We start from the raw sequence: 25,034 nt of genomic DNA, 5'->3' as shown, positions 1-25,034 counted from the left end.
TTCCTGGCGATTCTATGGCTGAGCCCGCCCTGGCGGCACGACCAGGCCGGTCAGACCTCGGGTCAGAGCAGCCCGGCCAGACCCAGCGCGAGGCCGGCCACTGCGCAGACTCCCAGCGTCCGCAGCACCGACCAGCGCACCACGAACAGCAGCAGGGCGGCCAGCACCGCGATGCCGAGGGCTGCGGGCTGGAGCGTGGCAAGGTCGGGGACGTCGAGCGTCAACGGGCCGGCCGTCCAGGAGCTCGAGGTGGCGAAGAGAGTGTGGGTGGTGAAGTAGACGGCCAGGTTGGCGATGACGCCGACGACCGCCGCGGTGATGCCCGTCAGCGCGGCGGACAGGGACTTGTTTCCCCGGAGCCGTTCGACGTAGGGAGCACCGAGGAAGATGAACAGGAACGACGGCACGAATGTGACCCACGTGGTGAGCAGCGCGCCGAGCAGGGCGGCGGCCCACGGATCGAGGTCACCGGGGTTGCGGTAGGCACCAAGGAACGCGACGAACTGGACGACCATGATCAGCGGGCCGGGTGTGGTCTCGGCCAGCGCCAGGCCCCGCGTCATCTCCCCGGGCGTGACCCACGCATAGGTCTCCACCGCGCGCTGCGCGACATACGCCAGCACCGCGTAGGCGCCGCCGAACGTCACCAGGGCGCTGCCGGAGAAGAACAGCCCTTGCTGGGTGAACACACTGCCGATGCCCGTCAGCAGCGCGACGACGACGACCGGGAGCGACCACGCCAACAGGCCCAGCACCAAGATCCGCAGTGCGCGGCGACCGGACGGTCGCTCGGCGTGCAGGGCGTCGTCGGGAATGAGGGGCGCGGGGCCGTCGGACTGCTCGCGACGGGTGGGCGTGGTGATCCAGCGCGGCACGTACCGGTGCACCAGCCACCCGATCGCACCCGCCCCGAGGACGACGAGCGGGAACGGCACCGCGAACATCGTGAGGGCCACGAACGCGCCGACCGCGAGCGCCACCAGGGCGGGGCTGATCAGGGCACGGCGCCCCACGCGGAGCACGGCCTGGACCACGATGGCCAGGACGGCCGGGGCCAGCCCGGCGAACACCGCCGAGACGACGGTGGTCTCGCCGAACGCGACATAGACGGCGGAGAGCACCAGCAGGGCGAGCATCCCCGGCAGCACGAACAGGCTGCCCGCGACCAGGCCGCCGCGCCAGCCGTTGAGCAGCCAGCCGGCGTAGACGGCGAGCTGCTGGGCCTCCGGGCCGGGCAGGAGCATGCAGTAGTTGAGGGCGTGCAGGAACCGCCCCTGCCCGATCCAACGTTTCTCGTCCACCAGGGTGCGCTGCATGACGGCGATCTGGCCGGCGGGCCCGCCGAACGTCTGCCAGGAGATCGCGAACCACGTGCGGACGGCGGTGCGGAACGGAATCAGGTCCCGCTGCGGCGTGGATGGCTTCATGCCGGTTCGTGTCCCAGGAGGTAGGAGCGTCGGAAGTACTCGTACGGGTAGGTGACGCTGGTCGCCGCCCCGGCCACGACCCGAGGACGGGTCAGGCGAGCGCTGTTACCGGTGCCCGGCGGGTCACGAGACCAGGTCCGGCTCGGCGAGCGGGTCGACGTCGTAGGCGGGCAGGCCGTCGATGCTCGTCAGGTTCTTCTGCCGCCGGAACTCCTGCTGCCCGGCCTCGCCCTTGCGCTCGAAGTACGGCCCGATGATTCCCCGCTCGCCCTCGTAGGACATGAGGGGCACACCCCAGCCGCAGCTGTCGGAGACGCGTTCGACGTCGACCACGATCACCGCGCGGGCACCGGGCAGGTCGGTGAACCGGCTCGCGAGGGCGGGGTACTCGTCGTCGTACCGGGTCACGACGCGGCCGGTGCCGTGGAGCCGAACGATGTTCGGCGGGCCGTCGAACGCGCAGAACATCAGGGTGATCCGGCCGTTCTCCCGCAGGTGCGCCACCGTCTCGCTGCCGCTCCCGGTGCCGTCGAGCCACGCGAACGTGTGGTCGTCGAGCACGGCGAAGGTGCCGGGGACACCACGCGGCGAGACGTTGACGTGCCCGTCAGCGGCGAGTGGCGCCGTCGCCACGAAGAACACCTGCTGCCGCTCGACGAACTCGCGTAGCCGGCCATCGATCCGCTCGTGCAGCTTCATGCCCGCATGCTGCCACGGACGTCGCCCCGGATCACAGCCGGCCGCACGGTTCGGGTCAGGCGACGGCCTGGAACACGCCGCCGATGACGAGCGCGGTGATCGTCGTCCACCCGATGATCGCGATCGCCTGCCAGACGAGGATGCGGGCCTTGCCGACGCCGGAGGCGGCGAGCATCGTGGCCGTGAAGTGCGTGGGCAGCAGCAGGGGGCCGAGCAGGCTCACGCCGGGTACGCCGTAGCGCTCGTAGGCGCGCTGGAACTTCGCGCGGCGGGCGGCGCTCCGGCTGCCGTCGTGCCTCTCGCCCGGCGGTATTTCCAGCGTGGACCCGGCTCCCACCGGCGCACCGTCGCGCGCCAGGACCTTCTCGCGGCGCCGGGTCACGACGGCGTCGCGCGCACCGGAGCTCAGCAGCACGAGCACCGCCACGCTGAGGAAGTTGCCGGCCATCGCGGCGATCGCGGCGACGACCGGCGCGATGCCGCCGACGATGCCGATCGCGACGCCGCCCTCGCCCTCGATGAAGGGGATGGCACCTGCGGCGGCGACGATGACCGGCTGGACGAGATCGGGTACCTGCGCGACGAGGTCCTGGAGGGTGTCGACGAGGCTCATGGTGTGCTCCTGACGGTGCGGATGTCCCGGGGGGTCCCCCGTGCTGGCTCCAGTCCACCGGTCGGTGCCGCAGCCCAGAAGTGCCTGCCTGTCACCGCTTCCGGGGTCCTTCGCACGCCGCATCCATGACATGTGTCATGCCCGTAGCCCCGGACGACCGAGCACCGCGGCTCTCACACCTCGTCACGTTAGTGGCGTCGCTGCCGATCAGGCCTTGCCCCAGAAGGCGTCCTCGGCTTCCTGGTCGGCCGAGAAGAGCCACATCTCGACGATCTTGCCGTCTTCGACGCGCAGCACGTCCACCCCGGCCATCGCCATCTCGGCGCCCGCGCGCTTGCCCGAGAAGTGGACCGGCAGGGCTGCCAGCGCACCGTTGACCATCGGCCCGCCGGTGAACCTCAGCTCGAACGTGCCCTCGGTCAGGGCCATCTGGCCGCCGAGCATCTCCCCCACGGCAGCTGCGCTGTCGCGGGTGCCGGAGAACCGGTTGCCGCCGGGCTGGTGCCATGCGATGTCGTCGGCGAAGAGCGCGGTACCCGCCGGGATGGCGCCGGCGGACATCGCCTCGTAGTACTGCTGGGCGACCACGGCGGTGTTGACGGACTCGGTCATCGGTTTCTCCTTTGAGCGTTGTTCCTGCGTCCCGCCTATAGTCACTATCCGAAACCAGTCACCTCAACGTAACTATCGGAGCACTGTGACGTATGACATACGAACCTGACTGGAACGTGCTCACCTCGACCTGCCCCTCGCGGACGTCGCTGGCTCGGATCGCCAACAAGTGGACGGCGATGATCGTGATCGTCCTCGGGAGGGGCCGGACGCGTTTCCGGGACCTGAAGAGCGCCGTCGAGGGCATCAGCGGGAAGGTCCTCACCGAGACGCTGCGGGACCTCGAACGTGACGGGCTGGTCAACCGGATCGTCTTCGCCGAGGTCCCGCCCCGTGTCGAGTACGAGCTGACCGACCTGGGGCAGACGCTGCACGCGCCGCTGAGCGCGATCGGGCAGTGGGCCGAGGCGCACATCGTCGAGGTCCTGGTCGCGCGGGAGCGCTATGACCTGGTTCCCTCGGAGACCAGGGTGTCGGGAGGGTCGCATGGCGGCATCGAGGTGCGACCAGGCCAGCGCGACGCCGTCGACGGCACCGGGTAGTGGCCCGTCGACGCGATTTTCCGTTGCCTTCGACTTGACCCTGAGCCACCCTCAAGCGGATGAACGACCACATGACGATCGAGAACTTGGGCGACAGGCCACCTGGTGGAGTATCTGCCGCAGGCGACGCCATGGATAGTCGGCATGGTCGTGCACCCCGGATTTCGCCGCCGCCAGGTGGGCGCTGCGTTGCTCGGACGGCTCGAACGGTGGGCGGTCGATCTCAGGTCCGAACGCATCTGGGTGGCAACCGGCCGTGAACCGGCCGTCCGCTTCTACCAGTCGTGCGGTTGGGATGTCGACGAAGACGCCGAAGCCGCCAGCGGCCACCGCGCATCAGTGCTGGTCAAGGCGGTAGCCACGTAGCTACTTCTCGCTGGTGTCCGACGGCGCATCGTGAGCCTCCTTCGGACCGACCGCGGGCTGCTCTGAGTCAGAACTGGGCCTGGTCGTGCCAGGTTATGGTGCTGCCCGCCAGGGCGGCGTCGGCCACGCGTGCCGCGAACGACGTCGTGATGCCCGCGCGGGAGCTGTCGATCCACTTCTGGACGTGCTGGTAGCCGGCCGCGCGGTACTCCAGGGCTTGGAGCAGGCATTCGAGCTTGTCGGCGTCCTTGGCGCACTGTGCTTCCAGCGTCTCGCGCGCCTCGTACTCGACCACGGCTTCGGTGACCGTCTTCGCCGCCGCATCGGGCAGGTGGGCGACCTGTGGGTCGGGCACGTGGTCGGTCATTTGGCTCTGCCTCCTCGGCTGTCGTCCGCCAAGTCGAGCAGCACAGCGCGGCCCGGGCAACTCACTACAGGTCCCGCAGCAGACGGAGCAGGCTGACGGCGATGAGGACGGCCACAAGCACGACCGCCGCCAGCTTGCAGCTACCGCGTTGCGGTGGCCAGTGCCGCGCGGATCGCGTCCTCGCCGGCCGGCCGTCCCTTCTCGTTCGAGGGCGGCCCGTACGGCGTTCCCCACACAGGCGTGCCCGTTGCCTGCCGCCAGCTGTCGGCCAGCCGTCCGGCGTCCACCACGCCGTATCCGACGGAGTCGATGAACTCGGTCACCGCCGCTTTCGCCGGCGCGGAGTCCCCGGCGATCGGTAGGTACGAGCGGTCGGCCGCCCCCGCCGGGCGGGCGAGCGACAGCAGGTGCTTGAAGAAGATGCTGTTGAACGCTTTCACGAACATGGCGTCCGGGACGTACCGCAGCACCAGTTCGCTCGAGGTGAGCGACGTGCTGTCGAGCTCGGGGATGTGCCCGTCACGCTCGGGGCCGTAGTTGCACGTGTCGATGACGGTCTTGCCCGCCAGTGGCGTGGCGGGCAGGCCGGGAAAGGCCTTGACCGGCACCGAGACCACGACGATGTCAGCGGCCGCCACGGCCTCCCCGCTCGTCGCTGCGGACGCCCGCGGCCCCAGTTCCGCGGCCATGTCCGCGAGCGTCTCGGGACCGCGCGAGTTGCTGAGCACGACCCGGTGGCCTGCCGCGATGGCGAGCCGCGCGATGCTACCGCCCAGGTGTCCGCTTCCGAGAAATCCCACAGTCGTCATATCAGCTCCCGGGGAAGTAGTGGCCGTTGTCCAGACCGGCGAGCAAACCGGGCTGAGCGGGTTCCCAGCCGAGGGTCCGGCGGGTGATGAGGTTGGACACCGGGTAGCTCTGCGTGACGACGTTCGCGAGGAACCCGAAGTGTCCCGGCAGCATCAGTTCGTCCAGGGGCACGCTCACGGCGGGCACGCCCAAGCGGCTGCCGATGGCCTCGGCGATCTCGCGGAACGGGATGCCTCCGTCCCCGATCGCGTGCCAGTACTTGCCGGCCGGGCCTTTCTCCAGCGCCAGGCGGAACAAGGAGGCGGCATCGCGGGAGTGCACGGCGTTCCACCGGTTCGCGCCCTCTCCGGGATAGCCCGCGAAGCCTCGGTCCTTCGCGAGCGCGATCAGCGTGGGAAGGAAACCGGCACTGTCGGTAGTGCTGTGCGCGATGTTGGCAAGCCGCACGACCGAGGACCGCACCCCCCGCTCCGCGAGGTCGATCACGGCGGACTCCACGACGTTTCGGGCCCGCAGCGTGCCCTTGTGCTCGTCTCCGACGGGAAGCGCCGGGTCGTCCTCGGTGGCCGGCCGGCCCAGGATCCCCTCGTTCCCGGGCGAGCCGATGCTTCCCGCCACGACCAGCGGCTTTCCGGTTCCCGTGAGCGCCTCGCCGTACGCGAGCATGATCGGGACCTCCGCGGCGGCCACGGCGGCGACCCCGCCGGACGGCAGCAGGTCTTGCCGGTGCGCGACATGGATGACGCCGTCGGAGTCCGCCGCCGCCTCCTTGAGCCCGTCGAGGTCCTGGAGGTCACCGGCGCGTACCTTCGCGCCGCGTGCGGACAGCGTCGCCGCCGCCGTGTCCGACCGGGCCAGGCCGGTGACCTCGTGCCCGGCCGCGATGAGTTCGGGGATGATGTACGAACCGGAGTGGCCGGTCCCGCCAGTGACGAAGACGCGCAAGCTACTGCTCCTTGTGAGTGATGTGGCGCGAGGACTGGTGGTGCAGGTGCGCTCAGCCAGGGCTCAGCCAGGGAGGTCGAGGCTGAGGGCGATGTCGAAGGTCCCGGCGCCGTTGCGGGCCAGGCCCATCAGCAGCGGCCCGACCCCTTCCAGCCAGCGGGCCATCTCCAGGCCGCCGACGTCGAGGGGACGCAGGCCGAGGCTCTCGATGAACGCCGACACGCCGGCCTTGGCCCGCGCGTCGTCCCCGGCGAAGAACACGTCCAACGGACGCCCCTGGGCCAGGACGTGGCCGAAAACCGTGTTGAACGCCTTGACGACGTGCGCGCTCGCCGGGACTGCCTTGGCGATCTCCTGCGCACCGGAGGTGCCGTCAGGAGTGACGAGCCCGGTGGCGTCGGCGTTGAAGGTGTTGGAGATGTCGATGATGACCTTGCCGGCCAGTGCGTCCCCGTACTGGGTGACGACCGGCACGGCGCTGGTGTACGGCACGGCGAGAACGACGATGTCGCCGGCAGGGACGGCGCCGAACGTCCCGGTCGTGGCCCCGCCGCCGAGCTCGGCGGCCAGGCCCTTGGCCTTGGCCGCGTCGCGGCCGATGAGCTCGACTGAGTTGCCGCCCTCGACCGCGCGAGCGGCGATGGCGCCGGCCATGCCCCCCAGGCCGATGAAACTGATGCTGCTCATGGTGATCGCTCTCTTTCTTTTGTTTGAATCGAACGGCATGCCCAGAGGATCAGCTGTTGATTTCGTCGACGCCGAGGGCGAAGTCCCAGTGGCCGACGCCGTTACCGGCGAGGCCCATCGTGACCACGCCCATCCCCTCCAGCCAGTGCGCCATCTTCAGGCCACCTACGTCCAGCGGGCGCAGCCGGAGGCTTTCGATGAATTCCGCCACGTCCGCCTTGGCCCGCGCATTGTCGCCAGCAAAGAAGACATTGGGCCGGCCATTCTCCAGGACATTACGGAAGATGGTGTTGAAGGCCTTCATCACGCTGGCGCTGGCCGGCGCCACCTTGGCGACCTCCTGCGCGATCGAGGTCTCCTCGCTGTGGGCCAGGCCGTCGAACGTGGCATTGAAGGGGTTGCTGATGTCGACGATGGTCTTGCCCGCGAGGGCGTCTCCGTACTGCTCGACGGCCGGGACGACACCGGCGTACAGCAGGGCCGTGATGACGATGTCCCCTGCTGGGACAGCGCCCCACTTGCCCGCCGTCGTGCCGCCGCCCAGGGTCTTGGCCAGAACCTCGGCTTTGACCTGATCGCGTGCCATGATCTCGACGGTGTTGCCGCCCGCCACCGCGAGCGTGCCGATCGTGCGGGCCATGTTCCCCGCACCGATGAAGGTGATGCTGCTCATGAGGTGTGCTCTCTTCCTGTTCTCGTGTGTGGTTCAGATGGCCGTGGCGCCACCGTCGGCGACCAGCTCCATGCCGTTGACGTAGCTGGAGTCGTCGGAGGCGAGGAACAGGGCGACGGTGGCGATCTCTTCGGGACGGCCCATCTTTCCGCGCGGAATGAGGGACTCGAAGGCGGCAATGGTCGCGCCGTCGAACAGTTCCTCCTGCTTGGCGGTGGCGACCTGGCCGGGGGTCAGGACGTTGACGCGGATCTTGCGGCCGCGCAGCTCGTTGAGCCAGACGCGGGCCCAGGCCTGCTGGACGGCCTTGCTTCCCGCGTAGAGGCTCCAGCCGGGGAAGGCCCCGAGGGAGGCGTTCGATCCGGTCATCACGATCGAGCCGTGGTCGTTGATCAGCGGCAGTGCCTTCTGCACTGTGAACAGGGTGCCGCGCGCGTTGAGCGAGAAGGCGCGGTCGAACTGTTCCTCGCTGATCTCGCCGAGGACGGCCTCCTCACCGTTTCCGGCGTGGGCCCACAGCACGTCGACCGAGCCCTTCTCCCGCTTGACGGTGTCGTACAGGCGGTCCAGGTCGTCCAGGTCGGACGCGTCACCCTGGACGGCGGTGACGTTGCGGCCGATCTCCTTGACGGCGTCGTCCAGTGCGTCCTTCCGCCGGCCCTGGATGAAGACGTACGCTCCTTCTTCGACGAACAGCTTGGCGCCGGCCAGTGCCATGCCGGCGGAGCCGCCGGTGATCACTGCCACCTTGCCATCGAGCTTTCCCACGTTCACTCCGTTCAATTGATGGGTCTCCATAACGGCCCGGTTCTTATATGCACCGGACGCGTAAAGACGCCGAATTCTTATACCGGATTCGCTCGGACTCCATGAACGATGCCATTGGCGTGAATGGGTGTCCAAGACCCTTTTCAGCCGTGGTGATACCTTGGGGACATCGCCGGACCGGGAGGCCCATGGATCTGGACCTGCGCAAGTTGCGCTACTTCGTTGCCGTCGCCGACCGGCTGCACTTCGGCCGCGCGGCCGAAGATCTGCACATCGCGCAGCCGGTGCTCAGCCGGCAGATCCGCGCGCTGGAACATGATCTCGGCGCCTCGCTGTTCACCAGGGACAGCCACGGCGTCACGCTGACCGACGCGGGCCGACAGCTGCTGGACGACGCCGGTCCGCTGCTCGCCTCTGCGCACGCGGTCCGGCGCAGAGTGTCCGTAGCCGCCCGCGGCAGCCAGCGGCTTGTGGTCGGCTTTCGGGCCGGCATCCCGGTCATCCCGGCGTCGCGGGTGTTCGAGGCCCAGCACTCGGACGTCGTCGTGGACGTGCAGCGCATGGAATGGGACGACCAGGCCCCGATGCTGCTCGACGGCCGCGTCGACGTCGCCTACGTCCGGCTGCCCATCGACGAGACCGGCCTGCGCCTGGCTCCGCTCTACACCGAGCCGCTCATGGTCGCGCTGCCAGCCGGTCACCGGCTGGCCGGCAAGGAAGGAGTCACCGAGGCCGACCTGGCCGGTGAGCCGCTGATCTGGCATGCCGACGCGAGCGCGCAGCCCACCAGGCGCCCGCACCCCGACTCAGGGCTCCGGGTGCGCGGGGTGGAAGAGAAGCTCGAGCACGTCGCTGCCGGCCGTGGCATCTCGTTCGTGGGGCGTTCGGAGACGGTGTTCTACACACGCCCGGACATCAGCTACGTGCCCGTCTCGGATCTGGCGCCCGACCAGGTATTCGTCGCGATGGCGGCGTCACGCACCTCGCCGTTGGCCGACGACTTCTTTGCCGCCGCTCAGGAGACGGCTGAGATCACGGCAGAGTGCGGGAACTACGAGATGTGGCAGCTCGCCAACGAGGTCGTTGCCAAGCGCGGTTGAGGCTGCCAGGTAATTCCGGTGCGTCGATGCAAGTGCGAGCCCTACATTGCGTGGCATGCACCTTTCGCATCTCGGGACGCCGATCAGACCGATGGCGCGCGTCCACGGCGGGTTCGCCAACCGGATGTACCGGCTCGACACCGACCAGGGGTCGTTCGCGGTGAAGGAGCTGAACCTCGCCGACCGCCGCTCGACCTACCACGTCGAGGACGTGTTCAGGCTCGAGCGGGCGGCCTTCGCCGCCGGCATCCCGATGCCGGAGCCGATCTCGGCCAGCCACGACACACTCGTCCACCGGTGGGTCGAGGGAGAGAAGGTGCCCGAAGCGCCGGTGTCGGCGGCGTACGCGTTCGAGATCGGTGAGATCCTGGCGCGCATCCACGCGCTCGACGTCGAGTGGACACACGTGTCGGTCGAGGACCCGACGGCACGGGACTGGCCTGAGCTGGCCGAGCGGGCGGCCGCGACCGGACAGCCGTGGGCCGACGATCTCGTCTCCCACGTCGAAGCGTTCCTCGCGATCGCCCGCTTCGTCGACACCTGCGAGCGGCCGGGCCCCGTCGTCCTGACCCACAAGGACGTCCAACCGTGGAACCTGCTCGCCCGGGACAGTCGGCCGGTCCTGCTCGACTGGGAGCTCTCGGGGATGCTCGACCTGTCCAGTGAGCTCGGCTCGACCGCGCTCAGCATCTCGAAGGGACCGGGCTTCGACAACATCGAGCCCGCCATCTTCCGAGCCGTGCTCGACGGGTACGTCGCAGGGGGCGGGACGCTGCCGCCGCCGGGTCCGAGCTGGTTCGTCTTCATGATCGGCGGCTGGCTCGGGCATACGCGGTGGAACATCCTCCGCTGCCTCGCCGGTGCCGAGGCGAGCACCGGTCCTGACCTCGCACTGTCGCACGAGGCCGCGCGCAACGGCATTCGCGGCCTCCCCGACATGTTCGGCCGGCTTCCGGAGCTCGAGGCGCTGCTCGTGTGAGGGTGCCGCGTTCCGTGCTGGATGCGCGGCGGCATCCCTTCAGCGACGGATCCGGCGATCCACGGCGATCCAGTTCGTCTCCCACGTCACTCCCCCGTCGGCTGAGAACGCCTGCTCGAACCTTGCCTCGTCCTGACTCACGCGGGTGATGAGAAACCGCACCTTGATCGGACGCTCGCCGAGCCGGTCGTCGCCGTAGAACTCGCCGACGCCGTCGCGGAACCCGCCGTACACCGCAGGAGTGAGCAGACCGTCACGCATGTTGACGAAGGTCAGGCTCCACCGCTGTGCCTGCGGCTCGTACAGCCTCAGATTGAGCGCGTCGATACGGCCGTCCGGCCCCGACACCTCGAACTCGACCACGTTGGCCCGCCGATCCACGAGCGGACGCACCGTGCTGGTGCCCGTGAACTGCAGCCATTCGTCCGGGGACTCCGAGAGTGGATCAGCGAGCACCCGCACGCTGGAACGCCAGGTACCGATCTCCCAGTCGAAGTCGCGCTGGGCGTCCGCGGTCGTCGATGACACGGGAGCCGGTGCGGCGCCACCCGATGCCGCCGTCACGAACAACAGAGCGGCGGAGAGGCCTACAGTCAGGATTCTTCGGTATGGAATGGTCATGGTCTCGACTATCGAGCGGAGCACAGCCATGGACAAGAAGGCACCTACAGGTAACCTCTCTCGGCCCAACCCGCTGCCAGGCTGCCCGATGGCCGCGGCGTTCACCGCGATCGGCGGCAAATGGAAGCTGACCCTGCTCTACTGGCTCGCCCACGGAGAGTCCCACTTCGCCGGCCTCCGCCGCAGAAGCGCGCCTATCACACCCAAGGTGCTGGCCGAACAGCTCCGTGAGCTCGAAGCCGACGGACTCGTCGAACGTGTGGTGACCGGACCGGTTCCGGCGCCCGTCATCTACCGGCTCACTCCGTACGGGACCACTGTCCTGCCCGTCGTCGAAGGGGTCAGGGTCTGGGGTGAGGCTCACCTGCTGCGCACCGACGGCTCGGCCGCACCGGGCACGGCAATGAGCTGCGCCGACATGATCGCGTAGGCCCAACGGACTTGCAGGTCCCACCCGGCGCGTGGCCTGACCATCCGTGGCCCCGCGATCAACGACAAAGTGGTCACCGCCCTTCGCGGACATCCTTCCCTTGTTCCGCGAACGCCTTGAAGTCCTCCATGTGCTGCTGCGACTGCTTGTGGAAGGCGCCGGGCATCAGCAACCCCACCAGCCGCATCAGCAGGCCGCCGAACCGGAACTCGCTCTCCTGCTCCCAGAGCGTCGTCTCCGGATCGGCTTCGGTCAGCCGATCGCGCACGACGCTCCACATGCCCTCGCCAACACTCTCGCGGTCGAAGTGAACGACGGCCTCTTCAGGAATCCCGTGCAGCTCTGCCGGCTCCCGGCGTGTGACCGTTTCGGTGAACTCGATCTGCCGATTCCCCGACTGCATCACGATCCGCGACGTGGTACCGAGCTGCCCGTGTACCCCATTCACGGGCTCGTGCAGCACCATGCCTCGCAGCCACTTCGGCAGGTGTGCCGGGTCGGCGAGCAGCTGGGCGACCCTCTCTCGCGGCAGAGCGATCTCGATCGAGTTGGTGTACTTCATGACGCGCATTCTGCTATGTGGGACACATGGCGTCCTGCTCCTCGACGGAGAGGTCTGACATCCAACTCACGACTGACGATTCTCTATGGCGGTGCGAGTGACCGCCGCCGGTGACACCGTGGAGAGTGCCCCGGTGAGTCGTGAGCGGGCACCCGGGCCACGGCCCCGGGCTCCACGAGGTGAGGAGTGGCCATGAGCATGGACGACAAGATCAAGCATCAGGCCGAGGAGGCCAAGGGCCGCCTCAAGAAGAACGTCGGCGACGCGACGGACGACCCCGAGATGGAGGCAGAAGGCCGTGGCGAGACCCTCGCCGCCGAGGCGAAGCAGGCCGGCGACAAGATCAAGGACGCGGCGCACGAGGTCAAGGAAGAGGGCGAGGACGCGGTCGACAGGATGAGAGACCGCTGAAGCCACCGTCGGACGCCCACTTCCCTGCGGCTCCAAGCGGGCGTGCCGGTCTGTCCGCCGGGTACCCGGCAGGCCCTGCGGCCTGTCGGGTACCCGGCGGCACCGGCGCTCAGCGGCTGCTGACCTTGCCGACGAGGGACGCGATCGGCGCGATGACGAGCGGCCTCGCCGCGACGACCGCCGCGACCGCGACGACGAGACCTCCCGAGAACCAGGCGAAGCCCTCCCAGCTGACCGTGTCAGAGGCCGCGAACATGTGGTTCAGGTTGCGCAGCGCCCCCGTGGCGAACACCAGGGTGACGTGCACGATCACGAACAGCACGAAGAAGAGCATCGTCGGGAAGTGGAGCGCCCGAGCCACCGGCGCCGGGAAGAGCCTGTTCAGCCGTTCCGCGTCCTTGGGCCACCACTCGCTCATGCGCAACCCGGTGATCGCGGCCAGCGGGGCGGCGACGAACACCACCACGAAGTACATGAGCTGCTGCAGGCTGTTGTAGTTCACCCAGCCGTGCTCGGTGGGCCAGTCCAGCGTGAGGTATTGCAGCGCCGCCGACGCCGCGTTCGGGAACACCTCCCACGAGGTCGGCACGATCCGTACCCAGTGGCCGGACGCGAACAGGAGCACCACGAACACGACCCCGTTGGCCAGCCACAGCAGGTCGATGCCGGTGTGCAGCCACAGGTTGATGCTGATCTTCTTGCCGCCCCGCGCGGGCGTCCAGTAGGCGGGCGGGTTCTTCTGGTACCGCACCAGCAGGCCCGTGCGCACGATCAGCACCAGGAAGAAGAAGTTGAGGTAGTGCATCCAGTTGGCCCAGACGGGGAAGCCGACCGGGGCGGAGTCGGGCAGCTCGTAGGACCCGGGGTAGCGCTCCAGGAACCCGGGCACGCCCGGCAGCGTGGTCACGCCGCGCGCGGCCAGCACGATGATCCCCGCAGCGGCGACGACGCCGGCCAGCCCCCACCCGAGTGTCCGCACCCACCCGCCCAGGGTGCGCGAGCCGATCCTGCGCGGCTCCCGCGCGGGCTCGGCAGGTCGTGCCGGTTCGGCGGGTCGTGCAGGTTCGGTCGGTCGTGCGGGCTCGGCCAGGGCTTCCAGGGCGGGTTCGACGACGGCAGGGGGACCCGCGACCGGCGCGCTCTCGCCCTGGTCGGCGGGAACGCTCGACGACGGGGCCACCGGGGCCACCGGGGCCGCCTCGGGCGCCGGTGACCCGCTGGCGGGCGATTCGGTACGGGGCGATTCGGCCACAGGAGGGGCCGAGGCGGCCCCGGCGGGCGCCGACGCGGTCGCGGGAGCCGTGGGAGCCGCGGCGAGCCTGCGCTGGACCGCGACCGTCTCCGCCGGAGGCCAGGGCTCGCCACCGGCAACCCGCGGCAGGCCGCGGCGCAGCGCCACCTGCTCCGTGACGGTCTCGACGGCGGTTCCGGCCGGCACGGGGGCGGCGGGAGTATCCGTGGAAGCCGACGCGAGGGCGGCCGGAACATCCGCAGCGACAGATGCGGTCGCGGCGGCAGCCTCGCCCACGACGGCGGTCCCGTCCACCACGGCAGGCTGGCCGGCGGACGACGTCGCCGCCGAGGCCGGGGAGCGGTCCACCCGGACGATGCCGGCCGGCGGCCAGGGCTCGCCACCGGCGACGCGCGGCAGGCCGCGACGCAGCGTGACCTCGACGGCGCCGGCCGCCTCCTGCGTCGCGGTGCCGTCAGCCACTGCCGGAGCCGCCGCGGACTCAGCGACCGGCGGCCATGCCGGTCCGCCGGGACGACGAGGCAGCCCCTGACGAAGGCCCTGGGAGAACGTCGCCACGGTGGTCAGGCCTTCGCCTTCTCGATCTCAGCGATGAGCTGCGGCACGACGGTGAACACGTCACCAACGACCCCGAAGTCGGCGATCTCGAAGATCGGGGCGTCCTCGTCCTTGTTGATCGCGACGATGGTCTTCGCCGTCTGCATGCCGGCCAGGTGCTGGATCGCCCCGGAGATGCCCAGGGCGATGTAGAGCTGTGGCGAGACCTGCACGCCCGTCTGGCCCACCTGTGCCGACGCCGGCACGAACCCGGCGTCCACCGCGGCGCGCGACGCGCCGAGCGCGGCGCCGAGGGCGTCGGCGAGCTGCTCGACGAGCGCGAAGTCCTCCTTCGAGCCCAGGCCCCACCCGCCCGAGACGACCTTCGCGGCTCCGCGCAGGTCAGGGCGCCCGGCGCTCTTCTCGGCGACCTCGACCGCACCGGCCTTGGCGGCGGCAACACCGCTCGCGGCCACCTCGAGCATGATCTCGGCCAGCGGCCGCGCCTCGGCGCGCGCCTCGACCGCGCCCTGACGCACCGTGACGACCGGGGCTCCGTGCGTCACCGCCGAGGTCACCGTGTAGGCCCCGCCATAGGCGGAGGTGCGGGCGGTGACGCCCTGGTCGTCGCGGTCCACCCCGATCGCATCGACGACCAGGCCGGAGCGGGCGCGCACCGCGAAGCGGGCGGCGGCCTCCCGGCCGTCGACCGAGTGGGACGCCAGGACGGCGTCGGGCCGGGCCAGGGCCGCGGCGGCGGCCAGGGCGTCGACAACACCTACCTGACCGTCGGACGTCGCAGCGGCGCGCAGCACCGTGGCGGCCCCGAGCTCGGCGGCGGCCGTGGCGGCCGCCTCGTCGCCGAGAACGAGCGCGACCGGCGTCCCCACGGTCGAGGCCGCACCCAGCAGCGCGGCCGAGGACTTCGCCAGGCCGCCGTCGGGGGTCGTATCAAGCAGTACCAGGATCGAGTCAGCAGCGAGAGTCATCGTCGTCCTCCTCCTCAGATCTGGTGGTTCTCGGCCAGGAAGGCCGCCAGCCGGATGCCGGCGTCGCCCTCGTCATCGGTGATCTTCACGCCCGCGCCTCGCGGAGGACGGGCGTCGACCGCGAGCATGATCGAGCGCGACGTGCTCAGGTCGTCCGCGTCGATGCCGAGGTCGGCGAGCGAGATCACGTCCAGCGGCTTCTTCTTCGCCGCCATGATCCCCTTGAATCCCGGGAACCGGGGGTCGGGGAGCGCCTCGGTCACCGACACGACGGCCGGCAGCGGCGCGCTCAGGCCCACCGCCGCGTCGTCCGACACACGCGTGCCGCTGACCTCGGCGTCCCCGATGGTCACCGCGGTGAGGTTCGTCAGGCTCGGGAGACCCAGGTGTTCGGCCACCATCGCCGGCAGCACCCCGCCCATACCATCGGTGGACTGGTTGCCGGCGATCACCAGGTCGTACCCGACCCGGCCGAGCGCCACCGCGATCACCTCGGCCGTCAGCCCGAGGTCCGCGCCGACGAGCCCGTCGTCGACGACGTGCGTGGCGCTCGCCGCACCCATCGCGAGGCACTTGCGGATCGACGCCGACGACTCCTCGGGACCGACGACCAGCACGTGCACGTCGGTGCCCTCGTGCGCTTCGGCGTAGGTGAGCGCGACCTCCAGGGCACGCTCTCCGATCTCGTCGGCGACGAGATCGGCCGTGGCACGATCGGCGAGCCCTGTCTCCAGGCTGAGCGTCCGCTCAACGTTGGTGTCGGGCACGACTTTCACCAGGACGACGATCCTCATGGGCGGACTCTGCTCTTTCCTCGGACGGCTGACGGGGGAAGACTACTTGCGGCCGGTGACACTGCGGGCGACGATCTCGCGCATCACCTCGTTCGTGCCGCCGTAGATGCGGTGCACGCGGGCGTCGAGGAAGGCCCGCGCGATCGGGTACTCCAGGATGTAGCCGTACCCGCCGTGCAGCTGAACACCCTGGTCGAGGATCTCCCACTCCCGCTCGGTGCACCAGAACTTCACCTTCGCGGCCTCGTCCGCGCTGAGCTTGCCCTGCCGGTAGAGGTTCATCGCGCGGTCGATGTAGGCCCACATGACGTCGACCGTGGTGGCCATCTCCGCCAGTCGGAACCGCGTGTTCTGGAAGTCGACGACCTGCTTGCCGAACGCCTCACGGCTCGTCGTGTAGTCGAGGGTCCATCCCACCGCGGCCTCGCCCACCGCAGCAGCGACGGCCCCGATCGAGAGGCGCTCCAGCGGCAGGTTCATCATGAGGTGCACGAACCCGCGGCCCTCGACGCCGCCGATGAGGTTCTCGTCCGGCACGAAGACGTCGCTGAAGCTCAGCTCGGCCGTGTCGTGGCCGGGAAAGCCCATCTTGTGCAGCTTCTTGCCGTGCTCGAACCCCTCCATGCCGTCCTCGAGGATGACGAGGCTGAAGGCGTCCGGGCGGTTGCCCTCGCCGGTCTTGACGAACGTGACGACGATGTCCGCCGTCTTGCCGCTGGAGATGAACGTCTTGGCACCGTTGACGACGTAGCCACCGTCCACCTTCTTTGCGGTGGTCCGCGCGGCCCGTAGGTCGCTACCCGCACCCGGCTCGGTCATCGCGAGCGCGCCGAGCACGTCGGCCGTGGCCATCTTCGGGAGCCACTTCGCCTTCTGGGCGTCGGTGCCGAAGTGTGCGAGGTACGGCACCGCGAGGTCGTCGTGGATTCCCGCGGCACTGGCCAGTGCCGAGCCGTGGCCGCTGCGGATGAGCTCCTCGTTCACCACGCTCCGGAAGCGGAAGTCCATCAGCATGCCGGCGCCGCCGAACTCCTCCGGCACCGAGAGCCCGATGATGCCGTGCTCCGCCGCGGCCTTCATCGTGGCGCGGTCGACCTCGCCGTCGGCGTCCCACTGCTTCGCCTTCTCGGAGGTCACGTAACGCTTGACGAACTCCTTCACTACCTCGCGGAACGCCTCGTGGTCCTCGTCGTAGATGTCACGCTGCATGGCTTCGCCTTTCGTTGGGCCGGGCGGCTGTGGTGCCCGGCTCGTGGAGGGGTGTTCCGGTCAGCCGGCCTCGACATGACCCTGGGGCGCATCGCGACGACCGCCGTCGTGTCGCCAGCTCGCATCGCGGGTCCGTCCTGCTCGTCGTCGAGAGTCTCGTGCGTCGGCGTCGTGCCGCCGCCCGGGCACTGGCGAGTATGCCTGAGACCCAGTATCAGATCAAGCACCACTTGTGGATAAAGGTCCTTGCCCGGCGAGCAGGCCTGAGCCGACGTCTGAAACGGCGTCTCCGGACTGCGGGGATCGCGGCCGACGACGGACGGCGCGAGGCTCCGGAGCGCTCGGCGTGCGGGAGCGGCCAGAGTGCTAGATCACGTCAGGCCGTGACCTGCGTGGGCCGGTATCGCAGGGCGACCGCCCCCGACCGGAACTCATGGCGGTCCACGACCTCGAGCTGGATACGCTCGCGCAGACCGGCGAGCAACGTCGGCCCGTGTCCGGCGATAACCGGCTGCACAACGAACTCGTACTCGTCGATCAGTCCCAGATCTGCCAGCGCCAGAGGGAGCGTCACGCCACCCACCCACAGGCCCTCGCCTGACTGCTGCTTGAGCCGCTGAACCGCTGGCCCCAAGTCGCCTCGCACCAGCTCGGCATTCCAGTCGACCCCGCTCAGCGTGCTCGACACGACGTACTTCTTCGCCTGGTCGATGGCCTTTGCGAACGGGATCTCCGACTCACCCATCCAGTCGGGCCAGGGACCTTTGGCCGGCTTCCGCCATGCCGACTCCATCATCTCGTAGGTCACCCGGCCGAAGAGCAGGGCATCGGCCCGCTCCATCTCAGCGGTCCAGTAGCGCATCGACTCCTCGTCCGGAGGGAGTCCTGCCTCGTGATGGCAGCAGCCGTCGAGTGTGACGTTGATCGAGTATCGGAGTGGTCTCATCGTGTTGCTCTCCCTTGATGCGCCCCGCGTTCACCGGGCCGTACTCAGCTCAGACGACAACCGGCGTCACTTCTCATCGGTACCCCGATCCGGCCTGCGCGCGCATGTTGCAGGAGTTGCACCTCTCGTAGCGGTATGTGGTGCGGTGGACTCACATCCCGCCCCACTGAGGAAGGCCCTGCCCGTGTACTCGTCTTTCATTCCGCCGCGCCAGGTCAAGATCGGTGACGCGGCGGCCTTCGTCGGCACCACGCCGCGGGCGATCCGTCACTACCACGAGATCGGCCTGCTCCCCGAGCCCGAGCGGGGCGGTGACAACCGCCGCCGCTACGGCTACGAGGACATGATCCGGCTGCTGTGGATCCGCAAGATGGCCGACGCCGGGATCGGCCTGGACGACATCCGGGACGCCTTCGCCGAAACCCCTTCTGCCGATGCCGACGACGACCACGGCATCGCGGGCATCCTGGAACGGCTGGAGGACACCCTCGTCGCCCAGGAAGCAGAGCTGCGGCGGCAGCGGACCGCCGTGCAGCGCATGCGGACCCAGGGCGGCATGACGGGTCTGCTCTCCGATTTCGTCACCAGCCGCCTCGAGGACCTGCCCAGAGGCTCACTGCGCCAGACGGACCTGGACGACCTGCTGGTCATCGAGCGGATCGTCGGCCCGCTCGGTGCGGCCATCCGGGCCACCCGTTTCATCGCCCTGGCCACACATCCGGATCTGCGGGCGGAATCCGACCGTGTTGACACGGCCGAGGAGGCGCTCGACGACACGATCGCCGTCGACGACCCCCGCGTGGCTCGGGTGGCCGCAGAACGGCACGCCTTCGAGATGGCGTTGGACGCCGTCATCGAGGATTCCGGCCTGGCGCAGAGCGAGGATGCGCTGTTCGACTCCTGGGATGCTCTGCACCCCGCCGGTGAGAACGAGGACGAGGTTGGCCAACACTCTCGCAGGGGGCAGAAGACCATGAGTGCGTTCGAGGCCATCGGAAAGATGCCCTTCGACCTCTCCCCGGCCCGGCTGCGGTGCATGCAACTAGCTGAGGAGCTCGCCACTCACGGTGACCCGCTGAATCGAACACGAGGCAAGACCCGAGCGGCAGATACGCTCCGGCCGTGAGAATCCGGATCAACGAGGAATTCCAGGGCGTGGTCCAGGGCGAACCGACGGCCCCCGACCCCGACGCGGCCGACTACTCCCTTGAGGATGAGATGGCTGGCAAGAGTGTCAAGGAGTTGGTGACGGCGCTGAACGACGCGACGCCGGGCACCCGGGGAGACTTCGGACCGACTTGGCGAACGAACGACTGAACGCGACACCTGGTCTCCTGCCACATCTCCGAGGGGCGTGAACGCCGAGACGTTCACGCCCCTAGTCGCACCTCGGGACCTGCACACGCGCGGTCAGCTCCCGTCCTGACGATCGCGTTCTCGACTTCAGCGGGTCGCTGACGCCGCACTGCAACCAAGTCGTCGACAACAGATCACCGCAGCGCATCGCCCAGATAGCCCAACGCTCATCAACCGAGGCTGGGGCCATGCGCGCGGCGTGGCACCGCACGTGGGCTGGTTGCGTGGCTGGCTCTGTTCAGGTTTCGCACCAGGGCGCGGACGCGTCGCATGTCGCAGGCCGCCTGACCCCACGCGGCATCCAATGTGTACCGGACACTTCTGGCCGGTGCTCCGATGCAGATCAGAGTGTTAAAAGCGGACGAGCCGGCCTGTACGCCGGGTTCTTCCGGAGGGTGTACCGGTATGTCTCGCGGTGTCCGACGAGTTGGTTGGGCACCGCGAGAACGTTGGAATCTCGCGGTTCTACCGGTTCCGGGGCGCGTTGGTGGGGGTGGCGTCGGATGGGCTCAGACGGCGGTCATGTGTACCCATGTACCGAGCTGCTCTCCAATCAGACCGCGCGCAGGTTCGCCGCCGTCCGAGTGTGAACGGCCTTGCGCTCGGCTCTTCACCCCCGATAAAAGACCTCGTCGTCCTCGCTCGGTACGAGCGGCGTGAACTGCCGCAGTTCGTCGCCGCGGATCATCCACAGCCGGAAGAAGCCCTCTTCCTGGTCCATCACGAACAGTTGCGCCGCGTTCGGCTCGCGCCACGGCGTCTCGAAGAATCGCTGCCGGACAGCACCAAGGTCAGCGTGGTTCAAGGCTCCCGCCCACACCTCGCACTCGGGCGCCTTCCACCCGCCCCATTGGCTGTCCTCCGCGCTCGTGAGCAACCTCAGGTATCCCACTCCGCGACGCTCAGGACTCGACCGGCGAGGGGCTTCTGTCCGTAGCCACTCGCTCAGCGCCTCCGCGTTCTCGTTGTCGTCCATATCGACCGAGATCATCACGTTCGCCACCCAGCTCATAGCGATCGTTGTACTGCAACGAACATCGCCTGACCAATGGGTTCGGAAGTGGTCAAGGTTGAAGCGAAACTTCGATCCCGACTGATGGGCGGGATCGGTAGTTGTGGCAACCGCCCGGGATCGTTGGAATTCCAACGATCCCGGCCGCTGGCAGGGGTGCGCGACTCGGTCCTGCTACAGCATCCACGAGGGCGAGCTGCCGGTCGCTGGCCGGCCGGACGCATGGTCCTGGGTCCGCGCGAAGGCTGCCGACGGCCGTCACGTGACGTTCTTACTCGTCTCGGTTCTCCCAGAGGTGTACCGGTATGTCTCGCGCTGTCCGACGAACTGGTTGGACACCGCCCACTCCGCGACGCTCAGGACTCGACCGGAGGGGAGCTTCCGTCCGCAGCCACTCGCTCAGCGCCTCCGCGTTCTCGTTGTCGTCCACATCGACCGAGAGACAGTTACCGTCGACCGGCAGCTCATCTTCGTCAACTTCGGGCAGGAGCTCGCCGGCTGACCGGTCAGCCCACTCGCGCCGTTAAGCCGTCGGTTACCTGTTCGATGCGGATTACTGGCCCTTCGCCGTTCAAGGGCGCAGCGGAACGGGCCCCCTCGCGGAAGGCCCGTTCACTTGTGTGCGGCGCAGCGGGTGCGCCGGTCGGCGGACTAGCTCAAGGCCCAGTTCTGACTCGTCGAGCCGTTGCAGGCCGACAAGACCGCTACTGTCCCGTTGGCCGTCCCGTTGTTGGTCGTACCCAGGCACAGTCCCGACTGGACGCCGGTGATCGTGCCGTTGGCGTTCACGTTCCACTGCTGGTTCGCGCCGCCGTGGCAGTCCCAGATGATGGCCCTGGTCCCCGGCGAGGTCCCGCCGCCTTCGGCATCGAGGCACTTGCCGCCGTAGACGGAGAGCTGCTTCGAAGCGGTGACGGACCACTGCTGGTTCGCCCCGTCGTGGCAGTCCCACAGCTGCACGACCGCACCGTTCGACTGCGACTGCGCCGAGACGTCCAGGCAGCGGTTGGCACCGCTGTTGCGCACCTGGCCGCTGTCAGCGGGCGGGGTGGAGGAGAACTGGCTGATGAAGCGCCAGATCTCTCCCTTCACCCAGCTGCGGGCGCCGCTCTCGCAACCGCGGCAACCGTCGACCGGTCCCTGCTGGTGGCCGCCGTCGAACGGCGCCCACACGACCGGGAAGCCGGCGCGGCAGGAATAGGTGGTGAGGGTGTGCGTCAGGCTGCCCGCCGCCGGCTCCGGCGCGTTCTGCGCGGCGCAGCCGTTGTTGGAGAGGAACCGGTCGCGCATGCCGCGTCCGGCGCCGATGTTGTCCGAGACACCATGGACGCCCATGTATGCCACGGCTCCCGTGCCCCCGCTGCAGCCACTGATCCCGCCGGGCGCGGCGATCGCAATGACCCCGCGGAACACGTTCGGGCGGGCGCATGCCAGCGCGTAGCTCATCGCGCCGCCATAGCTGAAGCCCAGGGAGAACCGCTGTGACTCGTCGACGCAGAGGGCGGCTTCGACGGTCCGGATCATGTCGTCGAAGAACACGACGTCCTGGCCGTTCGAGTTGGCCCAGCCGTTGCCCAGGCCCTGCGGCGCGACGAAGATCGCCGAGCCGTTGGACAGGGCGTCGAGCCCGTAGTGCGCGTAGACGGCGCCGTCGGAGCCGCCGCCGGCGACCTGCTCGGCGGTGCCGCCCAACCAGTGGTTGCCGAAGATCAGCTTGTGCGGCTTGTTGCGGTCGTAGTTCGCGGGGACCTTGAGGATGTAGCTGCGGTTCTGGCCGCTGCTCTGGATGTTGTGCTTGCCGCTGTTGAGGGCGGGGGCCTTCCCGCAGCCGGAGCTGGCGGCGGCGGTGACGTCGGAGGCGCTGGCCTGGGACGTCTCGGCGGCCTGCGCCGTCACACCCCCGGCCGTCGCCACGACGATCGCGGCCGCGAGGCACACGAGAGCGGATCTGAATCTCGACATAGGACGAAGCTCCTTGTGGTCAGCATCGTTGAGACCTGTGGGGCGGCATCGCATAAGAGGTCCGTTGCCTCGGAGAACGCGGCCAGGCGTCGCCTGGAAGCGCTCCCAGTCGCTGGGGAATCCTGTCGTGCGATGCCGGGAAGATCAACGAGAGTCTAAATAAACGCGGTCAATGTTCGGGGGATCTAAACGATTGGCCCCCGCGGCTCAGCGGCTACCGGTCAAACCCGGCTCCACCGCTGGTTCGCGTTGGAGTGGCACGACCACAGGATCACGACCGTGCCGTTCGCTGTGGCCGCGCCGTTCACGTCGAGGCACAGCGACGGGAACCGAACGCTGCTGATCGAGCTGTCGTTGGACGTCCACTGCTGGTTGTTGCCCCCGTTGCAGTCCCACAGCTGGACCCGGGTGCCGTTCACGGCGTCCACAGGGACGTCCAGGCACTTGCCCAGTATCCGCAGCGTCTGGCCGCTCTGGGTGATCTGCTGGTTGGAGTTGTTGTGGCAGTCCCAGATCTGCAGGCTCGTGCCGTTGGTGGTGGTGCCGTTCGGCACGTCGAGGCACCGGCCCGAAGACTCGCTCCGCAGCCGGAACGTGTTGCCCGAGGAGACGCCGTTGAGCGCGTCGAGGACGGCGTAGTAGGCGGGCTTCTTGTTGCCCGAGCGGTCGAACAGCAGGGGGTTGTCCGTGCGCCAGGAGGTGTCGTCGCGCACACCCCACACCGTGATGCCGGTGCACCGCGAGACCGCCAGGCACGCCCGGGTCACCGCCGCGTAGATGTTGGCCTGGTTGTTGCCCTGCTCCACGTCCAGCTCGGTGATCTGCACGTCCACACCCAGGTCCGCGAACCGCTGCAGGTTGGCCTGGTAGTCGCTGGAGAGCGAGGTCCCTAGGTGCGACTGGAACCCGACACAGTCGATCGGCACCCCACGGGCTTTGAAGTCCCTGACCATGTTGTAGATCCCGGTCGACTTCGCGTTGATCCCGTCGGTGTTGTAGTCGTTGTAGCAGAGCTTGGCGCCCGGGTCGGCCACCCGCGCGGCCCTGAACGCCGCCTCGATCCAGTCGTTCCCCGTGCGCTGGAGGTTCGAGTCCCGCCGGCCACCCGAACCACCGTCGGCGAACGCCTCGTTGACGACGTCCCACGAGTGAACCTTGCCACGGTAGTGGGTGGCGACCTGCGTGATGTGGTTGAGCAGCGCGTTGCGCAGCGCACTGCCCTCCATGCTCTGCATCCAGGCCGGCTGCTGGGCGTGCCACGCGAGAGTGTGGCCGCGCACCTGCTTGCCGTTCTGGATCGCCCAGTTCGCGATCTGGTCGCCGCGTGAGAAGTTGAACTGGTTCTGCGACGGCTCGGTCGCGTCCATCTTCATCTCGTTCTCGGCCGTGATCATATTGAACTCACGGTTCAAGATCGTGGTGTACGCCGACTCGCTCAACCGCCCAACCGGCACCGCCGCACCGAAGTACCGCCCGCTCTGCGCAGCCGCGGCGCCCAACGTGCTCTCCGCAGCCTGCGCCGGCGCGGCAGCCATCAAACCGGCAACCACCGATGCGACGCACAACGCCGCACCCACCAAGGCGCGACGGCCAGGTCTTGATGTAGTCCTCATCGCAACTCCTCTTCTACGACACCTGGCGTCTTCGACAGGTAGGGACCGAACAGAGACTCCGGTCGTGTTAGCGATCACATAACTCCGCGGGCCGACACCCTGGCAAGGACTGAAACGATTAGTGGGCCTGCAGGATGATCTGAGCCGAAGCGTCGCGCCACGACGTTCTTGGGTCAGTCCGTGGCCCTCATCGGGGCTGACCGCATCGAATTGGTGACCGTGACGAGCAACCGTGTCAGTCTCCAACCGACCCACCTCAAAGAGGGCGAGCAGATCGCCCGCGAACTCGGGTTGGACGTGCCGCTGGATCACCGGATGTTCGTGCCCGGCAACACAATGTGGACCGGGGAAGTCGCGGCTTCGAAGTCCAGGTCCGGTCCGTGCTGCGCCGGGCGGTAACCCGATGAGCGCCGCAACGGTCACGTGCACGCGGACGCTCGTGGCGCTCGACGTCGACGGCACGCTCGTGGACGGCGACAGCAGAGTCCCGTCCGGGAACACAACAACGGATCACCGCAGCGCATCGCCCAGATAGCCCAACGCTCATCAACCGAGGCTGGGGCCATGCGCCCGGCGTGGCACCGCACGCGGCTGGTTGCGTGGCTGGCTCTGTTCAGGTTTCGCACCAGGGCGCGGACGCGCCGCGCGTCGCAGGCCGCCTGACCCCACGCGGCATCCAATGTGTACCGGACACCTCTGGCCGGTGTTCCGATGCAGATCAGAGACTTAAAAGCGGACGAGCCGGTCTGTAC

29 protein-coding genes are annotated in these 25,034 nt (G+C 68.7%); 9 read left to right on the top strand and 20 right to left on the bottom strand.

Going from position 1 to position 25,034, the window contains the following annotated elements; genetic code table 11:
- Positions 1 to 62: 62 nt before the first annotated feature.
- From chrA to EW117_RS16825, 4 genes are all read right to left on the bottom strand, one after another.
- On the bottom strand, positions 63 to 1,427 hold the full coding sequence (gene chrA, locus EW117_RS16840) for a chromate efflux transporter (protein WP_129787857.1): 1,365 nt from the start codon (positions 1,425 to 1,427) through the stop codon (positions 63 to 65).
- A 123-nt stretch (positions 1,428 to 1,550) separates the two neighbouring features.
- Positions 1,551 to 2,126 (bottom strand): pyridoxamine 5'-phosphate oxidase family protein, encoded by a 576-nt coding sequence (locus EW117_RS16835; RefSeq protein WP_129787856.1) that lies wholly within the window; start codon positions 2,124 to 2,126, stop codon positions 1,551 to 1,553.
- Between the two features lie 55 nt (positions 2,127 to 2,181).
- Positions 2,182 to 2,739, bottom strand: a complete 558-nt coding sequence (locus EW117_RS16830; protein ID WP_129787855.1) for a small multidrug efflux protein — start codon at positions 2,737 to 2,739, stop codon at positions 2,182 to 2,184.
- A gap of 207 nt (positions 2,740 to 2,946) precedes the next feature.
- Positions 2,947 to 3,351 (bottom strand): nuclear transport factor 2 family protein, encoded by a 405-nt coding sequence (locus tag EW117_RS16825; protein WP_129787854.1) that lies wholly within the window; start codon positions 3,349 to 3,351, stop codon positions 2,947 to 2,949.
- 92 nt (positions 3,352 to 3,443) lie between these two features.
- Here EW117_RS16825 and EW117_RS16820 point away from each other — a divergent pair, with 92 nt between their 5' ends.
- Together EW117_RS16820 and EW117_RS16815 are read left to right on the top strand one after the other, a co-directional pair.
- Positions 3,444 to 3,893 (top strand): winged helix-turn-helix transcriptional regulator, encoded by a 450-nt coding sequence (locus EW117_RS16820; RefSeq protein WP_129787853.1) that lies wholly within the window; start codon positions 3,444 to 3,446, stop codon positions 3,891 to 3,893.
- A 105-nt stretch (positions 3,894 to 3,998) separates the two neighbouring features.
- The gene (locus EW117_RS16815) at positions 3,999 to 4,259 is read left to right on the top strand and encodes a GNAT family N-acetyltransferase (RefSeq protein WP_129787852.1); all 261 of its coding nucleotides are present in this window, start codon (positions 3,999 to 4,001) and stop codon (positions 4,257 to 4,259) included.
- A 67-nt stretch (positions 4,260 to 4,326) separates the two neighbouring features.
- On the opposite strand, the gene EW117_RS16810 is transcribed toward EW117_RS16815, so the two are convergent.
- The 6 genes from EW117_RS16810 to EW117_RS16785 all read right to left on the bottom strand — a co-directional run bounded on the left by EW117_RS16810 (position 4,327) and on the right by EW117_RS16785 (position 8,509).
- Complete coding sequence (locus tag EW117_RS16810; RefSeq protein WP_129787851.1) at positions 4,327 to 4,626, bottom strand: HD domain-containing protein; 300 nt, start codon at positions 4,624 to 4,626, stop codon at positions 4,327 to 4,329.
- Positions 4,627 to 4,766: 140 nt separating this feature from the next.
- The gene (locus tag EW117_RS16805; RefSeq protein WP_207211904.1) at positions 4,767 to 5,435 is read right to left on the bottom strand and encodes an NADPH-dependent F420 reductase; all 669 of its coding nucleotides are present in this window, start codon (positions 5,433 to 5,435) and stop codon (positions 4,767 to 4,769) included.
- 1 nt (position 5,436) lies between these two features.
- Positions 5,437 to 6,381, bottom strand: a complete 945-nt coding sequence (locus EW117_RS16800) for an SDR family oxidoreductase (protein ID WP_129787850.1) — start codon at positions 6,379 to 6,381, stop codon at positions 5,437 to 5,439.
- Positions 6,382 to 6,444: 63 nt separating this feature from the next.
- On the bottom strand, positions 6,445 to 7,068 hold the full coding sequence (locus tag EW117_RS16795; RefSeq protein WP_129787849.1) for an NADPH-dependent F420 reductase: 624 nt from the start codon (positions 7,066 to 7,068) through the stop codon (positions 6,445 to 6,447).
- A 49-nt stretch (positions 7,069 to 7,117) separates the two neighbouring features.
- Complete coding sequence (locus EW117_RS16790; protein ID WP_129787848.1) at positions 7,118 to 7,741, bottom strand: NADPH-dependent F420 reductase; 624 nt, start codon at positions 7,739 to 7,741, stop codon at positions 7,118 to 7,120.
- A gap of 33 nt (positions 7,742 to 7,774) precedes the next feature.
- On the bottom strand, positions 7,775 to 8,509 hold the full coding sequence (locus tag EW117_RS16785; RefSeq protein WP_129787847.1) for an SDR family NAD(P)-dependent oxidoreductase: 735 nt from the start codon (positions 8,507 to 8,509) through the stop codon (positions 7,775 to 7,777).
- A gap of 188 nt (positions 8,510 to 8,697) precedes the next feature.
- On the opposite strand from EW117_RS16785, the gene EW117_RS16780 reads away from it, so the two are divergent.
- A complete protein-coding gene (locus tag EW117_RS16780) occupies positions 8,698 to 9,609 on the top strand; it encodes a LysR family transcriptional regulator (RefSeq protein ID WP_129787846.1) in 912 nt (303 codons plus the stop codon).
- 55 nt (positions 9,610 to 9,664) lie between these two features.
- On the top strand, positions 9,665 to 10,588 hold the full coding sequence (locus EW117_RS16775; protein ID WP_129787845.1) for a phosphotransferase family protein: 924 nt from the start codon (positions 9,665 to 9,667) through the stop codon (positions 10,586 to 10,588).
- 39 nt (positions 10,589 to 10,627) lie between these two features.
- On the opposite strand, the gene EW117_RS16770 is transcribed toward EW117_RS16775, so the two are convergent.
- On the bottom strand, positions 10,628 to 11,116 hold the full coding sequence (locus EW117_RS16770) for a hypothetical protein (RefSeq protein WP_242504340.1): 489 nt from the start codon (positions 11,114 to 11,116) through the stop codon (positions 10,628 to 10,630).
- A 91-nt stretch (positions 11,117 to 11,207) separates the two neighbouring features.
- Between EW117_RS16770 and EW117_RS16765 the strand changes: the two genes are divergently transcribed.
- A complete protein-coding gene (locus EW117_RS16765; RefSeq protein WP_242504339.1) occupies positions 11,208 to 11,639 on the top strand; it encodes a winged helix-turn-helix transcriptional regulator in 432 nt (143 codons plus the stop codon).
- Between the two features lie 73 nt (positions 11,640 to 11,712).
- Here the strand turns inward: EW117_RS16765 and EW117_RS16760 are convergent, their stop codons facing one another.
- Positions 11,713 to 12,201, bottom strand: coding sequence for an SRPBCC family protein (locus tag EW117_RS16760; RefSeq protein WP_129787844.1), 489 nt, complete (start codon positions 12,199 to 12,201; stop codon positions 11,713 to 11,715).
- 192 nt (positions 12,202 to 12,393) lie between these two features.
- Here EW117_RS16760 and EW117_RS16755 point away from each other — a divergent pair, with 192 nt between their 5' ends.
- On the top strand, positions 12,394 to 12,612 hold the full coding sequence (locus EW117_RS16755) for a CsbD family protein (protein ID WP_129787843.1): 219 nt from the start codon (positions 12,394 to 12,396) through the stop codon (positions 12,610 to 12,612).
- Between the two features lie 109 nt (positions 12,613 to 12,721).
- Here the strand turns inward: EW117_RS16755 and EW117_RS16750 are convergent, their stop codons facing one another.
- The 5 genes from EW117_RS16750 to EW117_RS16730 form a co-directional block, all read right to left on the bottom strand.
- Positions 12,722 to 14,326 (bottom strand): cytochrome b/b6 domain-containing protein, encoded by a 1,605-nt coding sequence (locus EW117_RS16750; protein WP_242504338.1) that lies wholly within the window; start codon positions 14,324 to 14,326, stop codon positions 12,722 to 12,724.
- A gap of 101 nt (positions 14,327 to 14,427) precedes the next feature.
- Positions 14,428 to 15,390: an electron transfer flavoprotein subunit alpha/FixB family protein gene (locus EW117_RS16745; protein ID WP_129787841.1), complete on the bottom strand. Its 963-nt coding sequence runs from the start codon at positions 15,388 to 15,390 to the stop codon at positions 14,428 to 14,430.
- 14 nt (positions 15,391 to 15,404) lie between these two features.
- Complete coding sequence (locus tag EW117_RS16740; RefSeq protein ID WP_129787840.1) at positions 15,405 to 16,184, bottom strand: electron transfer flavoprotein subunit beta/FixA family protein; 780 nt, start codon at positions 16,182 to 16,184, stop codon at positions 15,405 to 15,407.
- Positions 16,185 to 16,226: 42 nt separating this feature from the next.
- A complete protein-coding gene (locus tag EW117_RS16735) occupies positions 16,227 to 17,393 on the bottom strand; it encodes an acyl-CoA dehydrogenase family protein (protein ID WP_129787839.1) in 1,167 nt (388 codons plus the stop codon).
- Between the two features lie 376 nt (positions 17,394 to 17,769).
- Positions 17,770 to 18,339, bottom strand: coding sequence for a dihydrofolate reductase family protein (locus tag EW117_RS16730; protein WP_129787838.1), 570 nt, complete (start codon positions 18,337 to 18,339; stop codon positions 17,770 to 17,772).
- On the opposite strand from EW117_RS16730, the gene EW117_RS16725 reads away from it, so the two are divergent.
- Positions 18,308 to 19,465, top strand: coding sequence for a MerR family transcriptional regulator (locus tag EW117_RS16725; protein ID WP_242504337.1), 1,158 nt, complete (start codon positions 18,308 to 18,310; stop codon positions 19,463 to 19,465). The genes EW117_RS16730 and EW117_RS16725 overlap by 32 nt on opposite strands.
- A complete protein-coding gene (locus EW117_RS16720) occupies positions 19,462 to 19,656 on the top strand; it encodes a hypothetical protein (protein ID WP_129787837.1) in 195 nt (64 codons plus the stop codon). Before EW117_RS16725 ends, EW117_RS16720 begins: the two co-directional genes overlap by 4 nt.
- A gap of 649 nt (positions 19,657 to 20,305) precedes the next feature.
- Here EW117_RS16720 and EW117_RS16715 read toward each other — a convergent pair.
- Entirely contained in the window at positions 20,306 to 20,707 is a 402-nt protein-coding gene (locus EW117_RS16715; protein WP_129787836.1) for a squamosa promoter-binding protein 15, read from the bottom strand.
- Between the two features lie 262 nt (positions 20,708 to 20,969).
- On the opposite strand from EW117_RS16715, the gene EW117_RS16710 reads away from it, so the two are divergent.
- Complete coding sequence (locus EW117_RS16710) at positions 20,970 to 21,209, top strand: hypothetical protein (RefSeq protein WP_129787835.1); 240 nt, start codon at positions 20,970 to 20,972, stop codon at positions 21,207 to 21,209.
- Positions 21,210 to 21,358: 149 nt separating this feature from the next.
- Here the strand turns inward: EW117_RS16710 and EW117_RS16705 are convergent, their stop codons facing one another.
- Positions 21,359 to 22,669 (bottom strand): ricin-type beta-trefoil lectin domain protein, encoded by a 1,311-nt coding sequence (locus tag EW117_RS16705; protein ID WP_129787834.1) that lies wholly within the window; start codon positions 22,667 to 22,669, stop codon positions 21,359 to 21,361.
- A gap of 221 nt (positions 22,670 to 22,890) precedes the next feature.
- Positions 22,891 to 24,282 (bottom strand): endo-1,4-beta-xylanase, encoded by a 1,392-nt coding sequence (locus EW117_RS16700; protein ID WP_129787833.1) that lies wholly within the window; start codon positions 24,280 to 24,282, stop codon positions 22,891 to 22,893.
- Between the last annotated feature and the right edge of the window lie 752 nt (positions 24,283 to 25,034).

Source organism: Promicromonospora panici, assembly GCF_900608595.1.
Classification (GTDB): domain Bacteria; phylum Actinomycetota; class Actinomycetes; order Actinomycetales; family Cellulomonadaceae; genus Promicromonospora; species Promicromonospora panici.
This window is presented reverse-complemented; position numbering and strand designations above follow the sequence as displayed.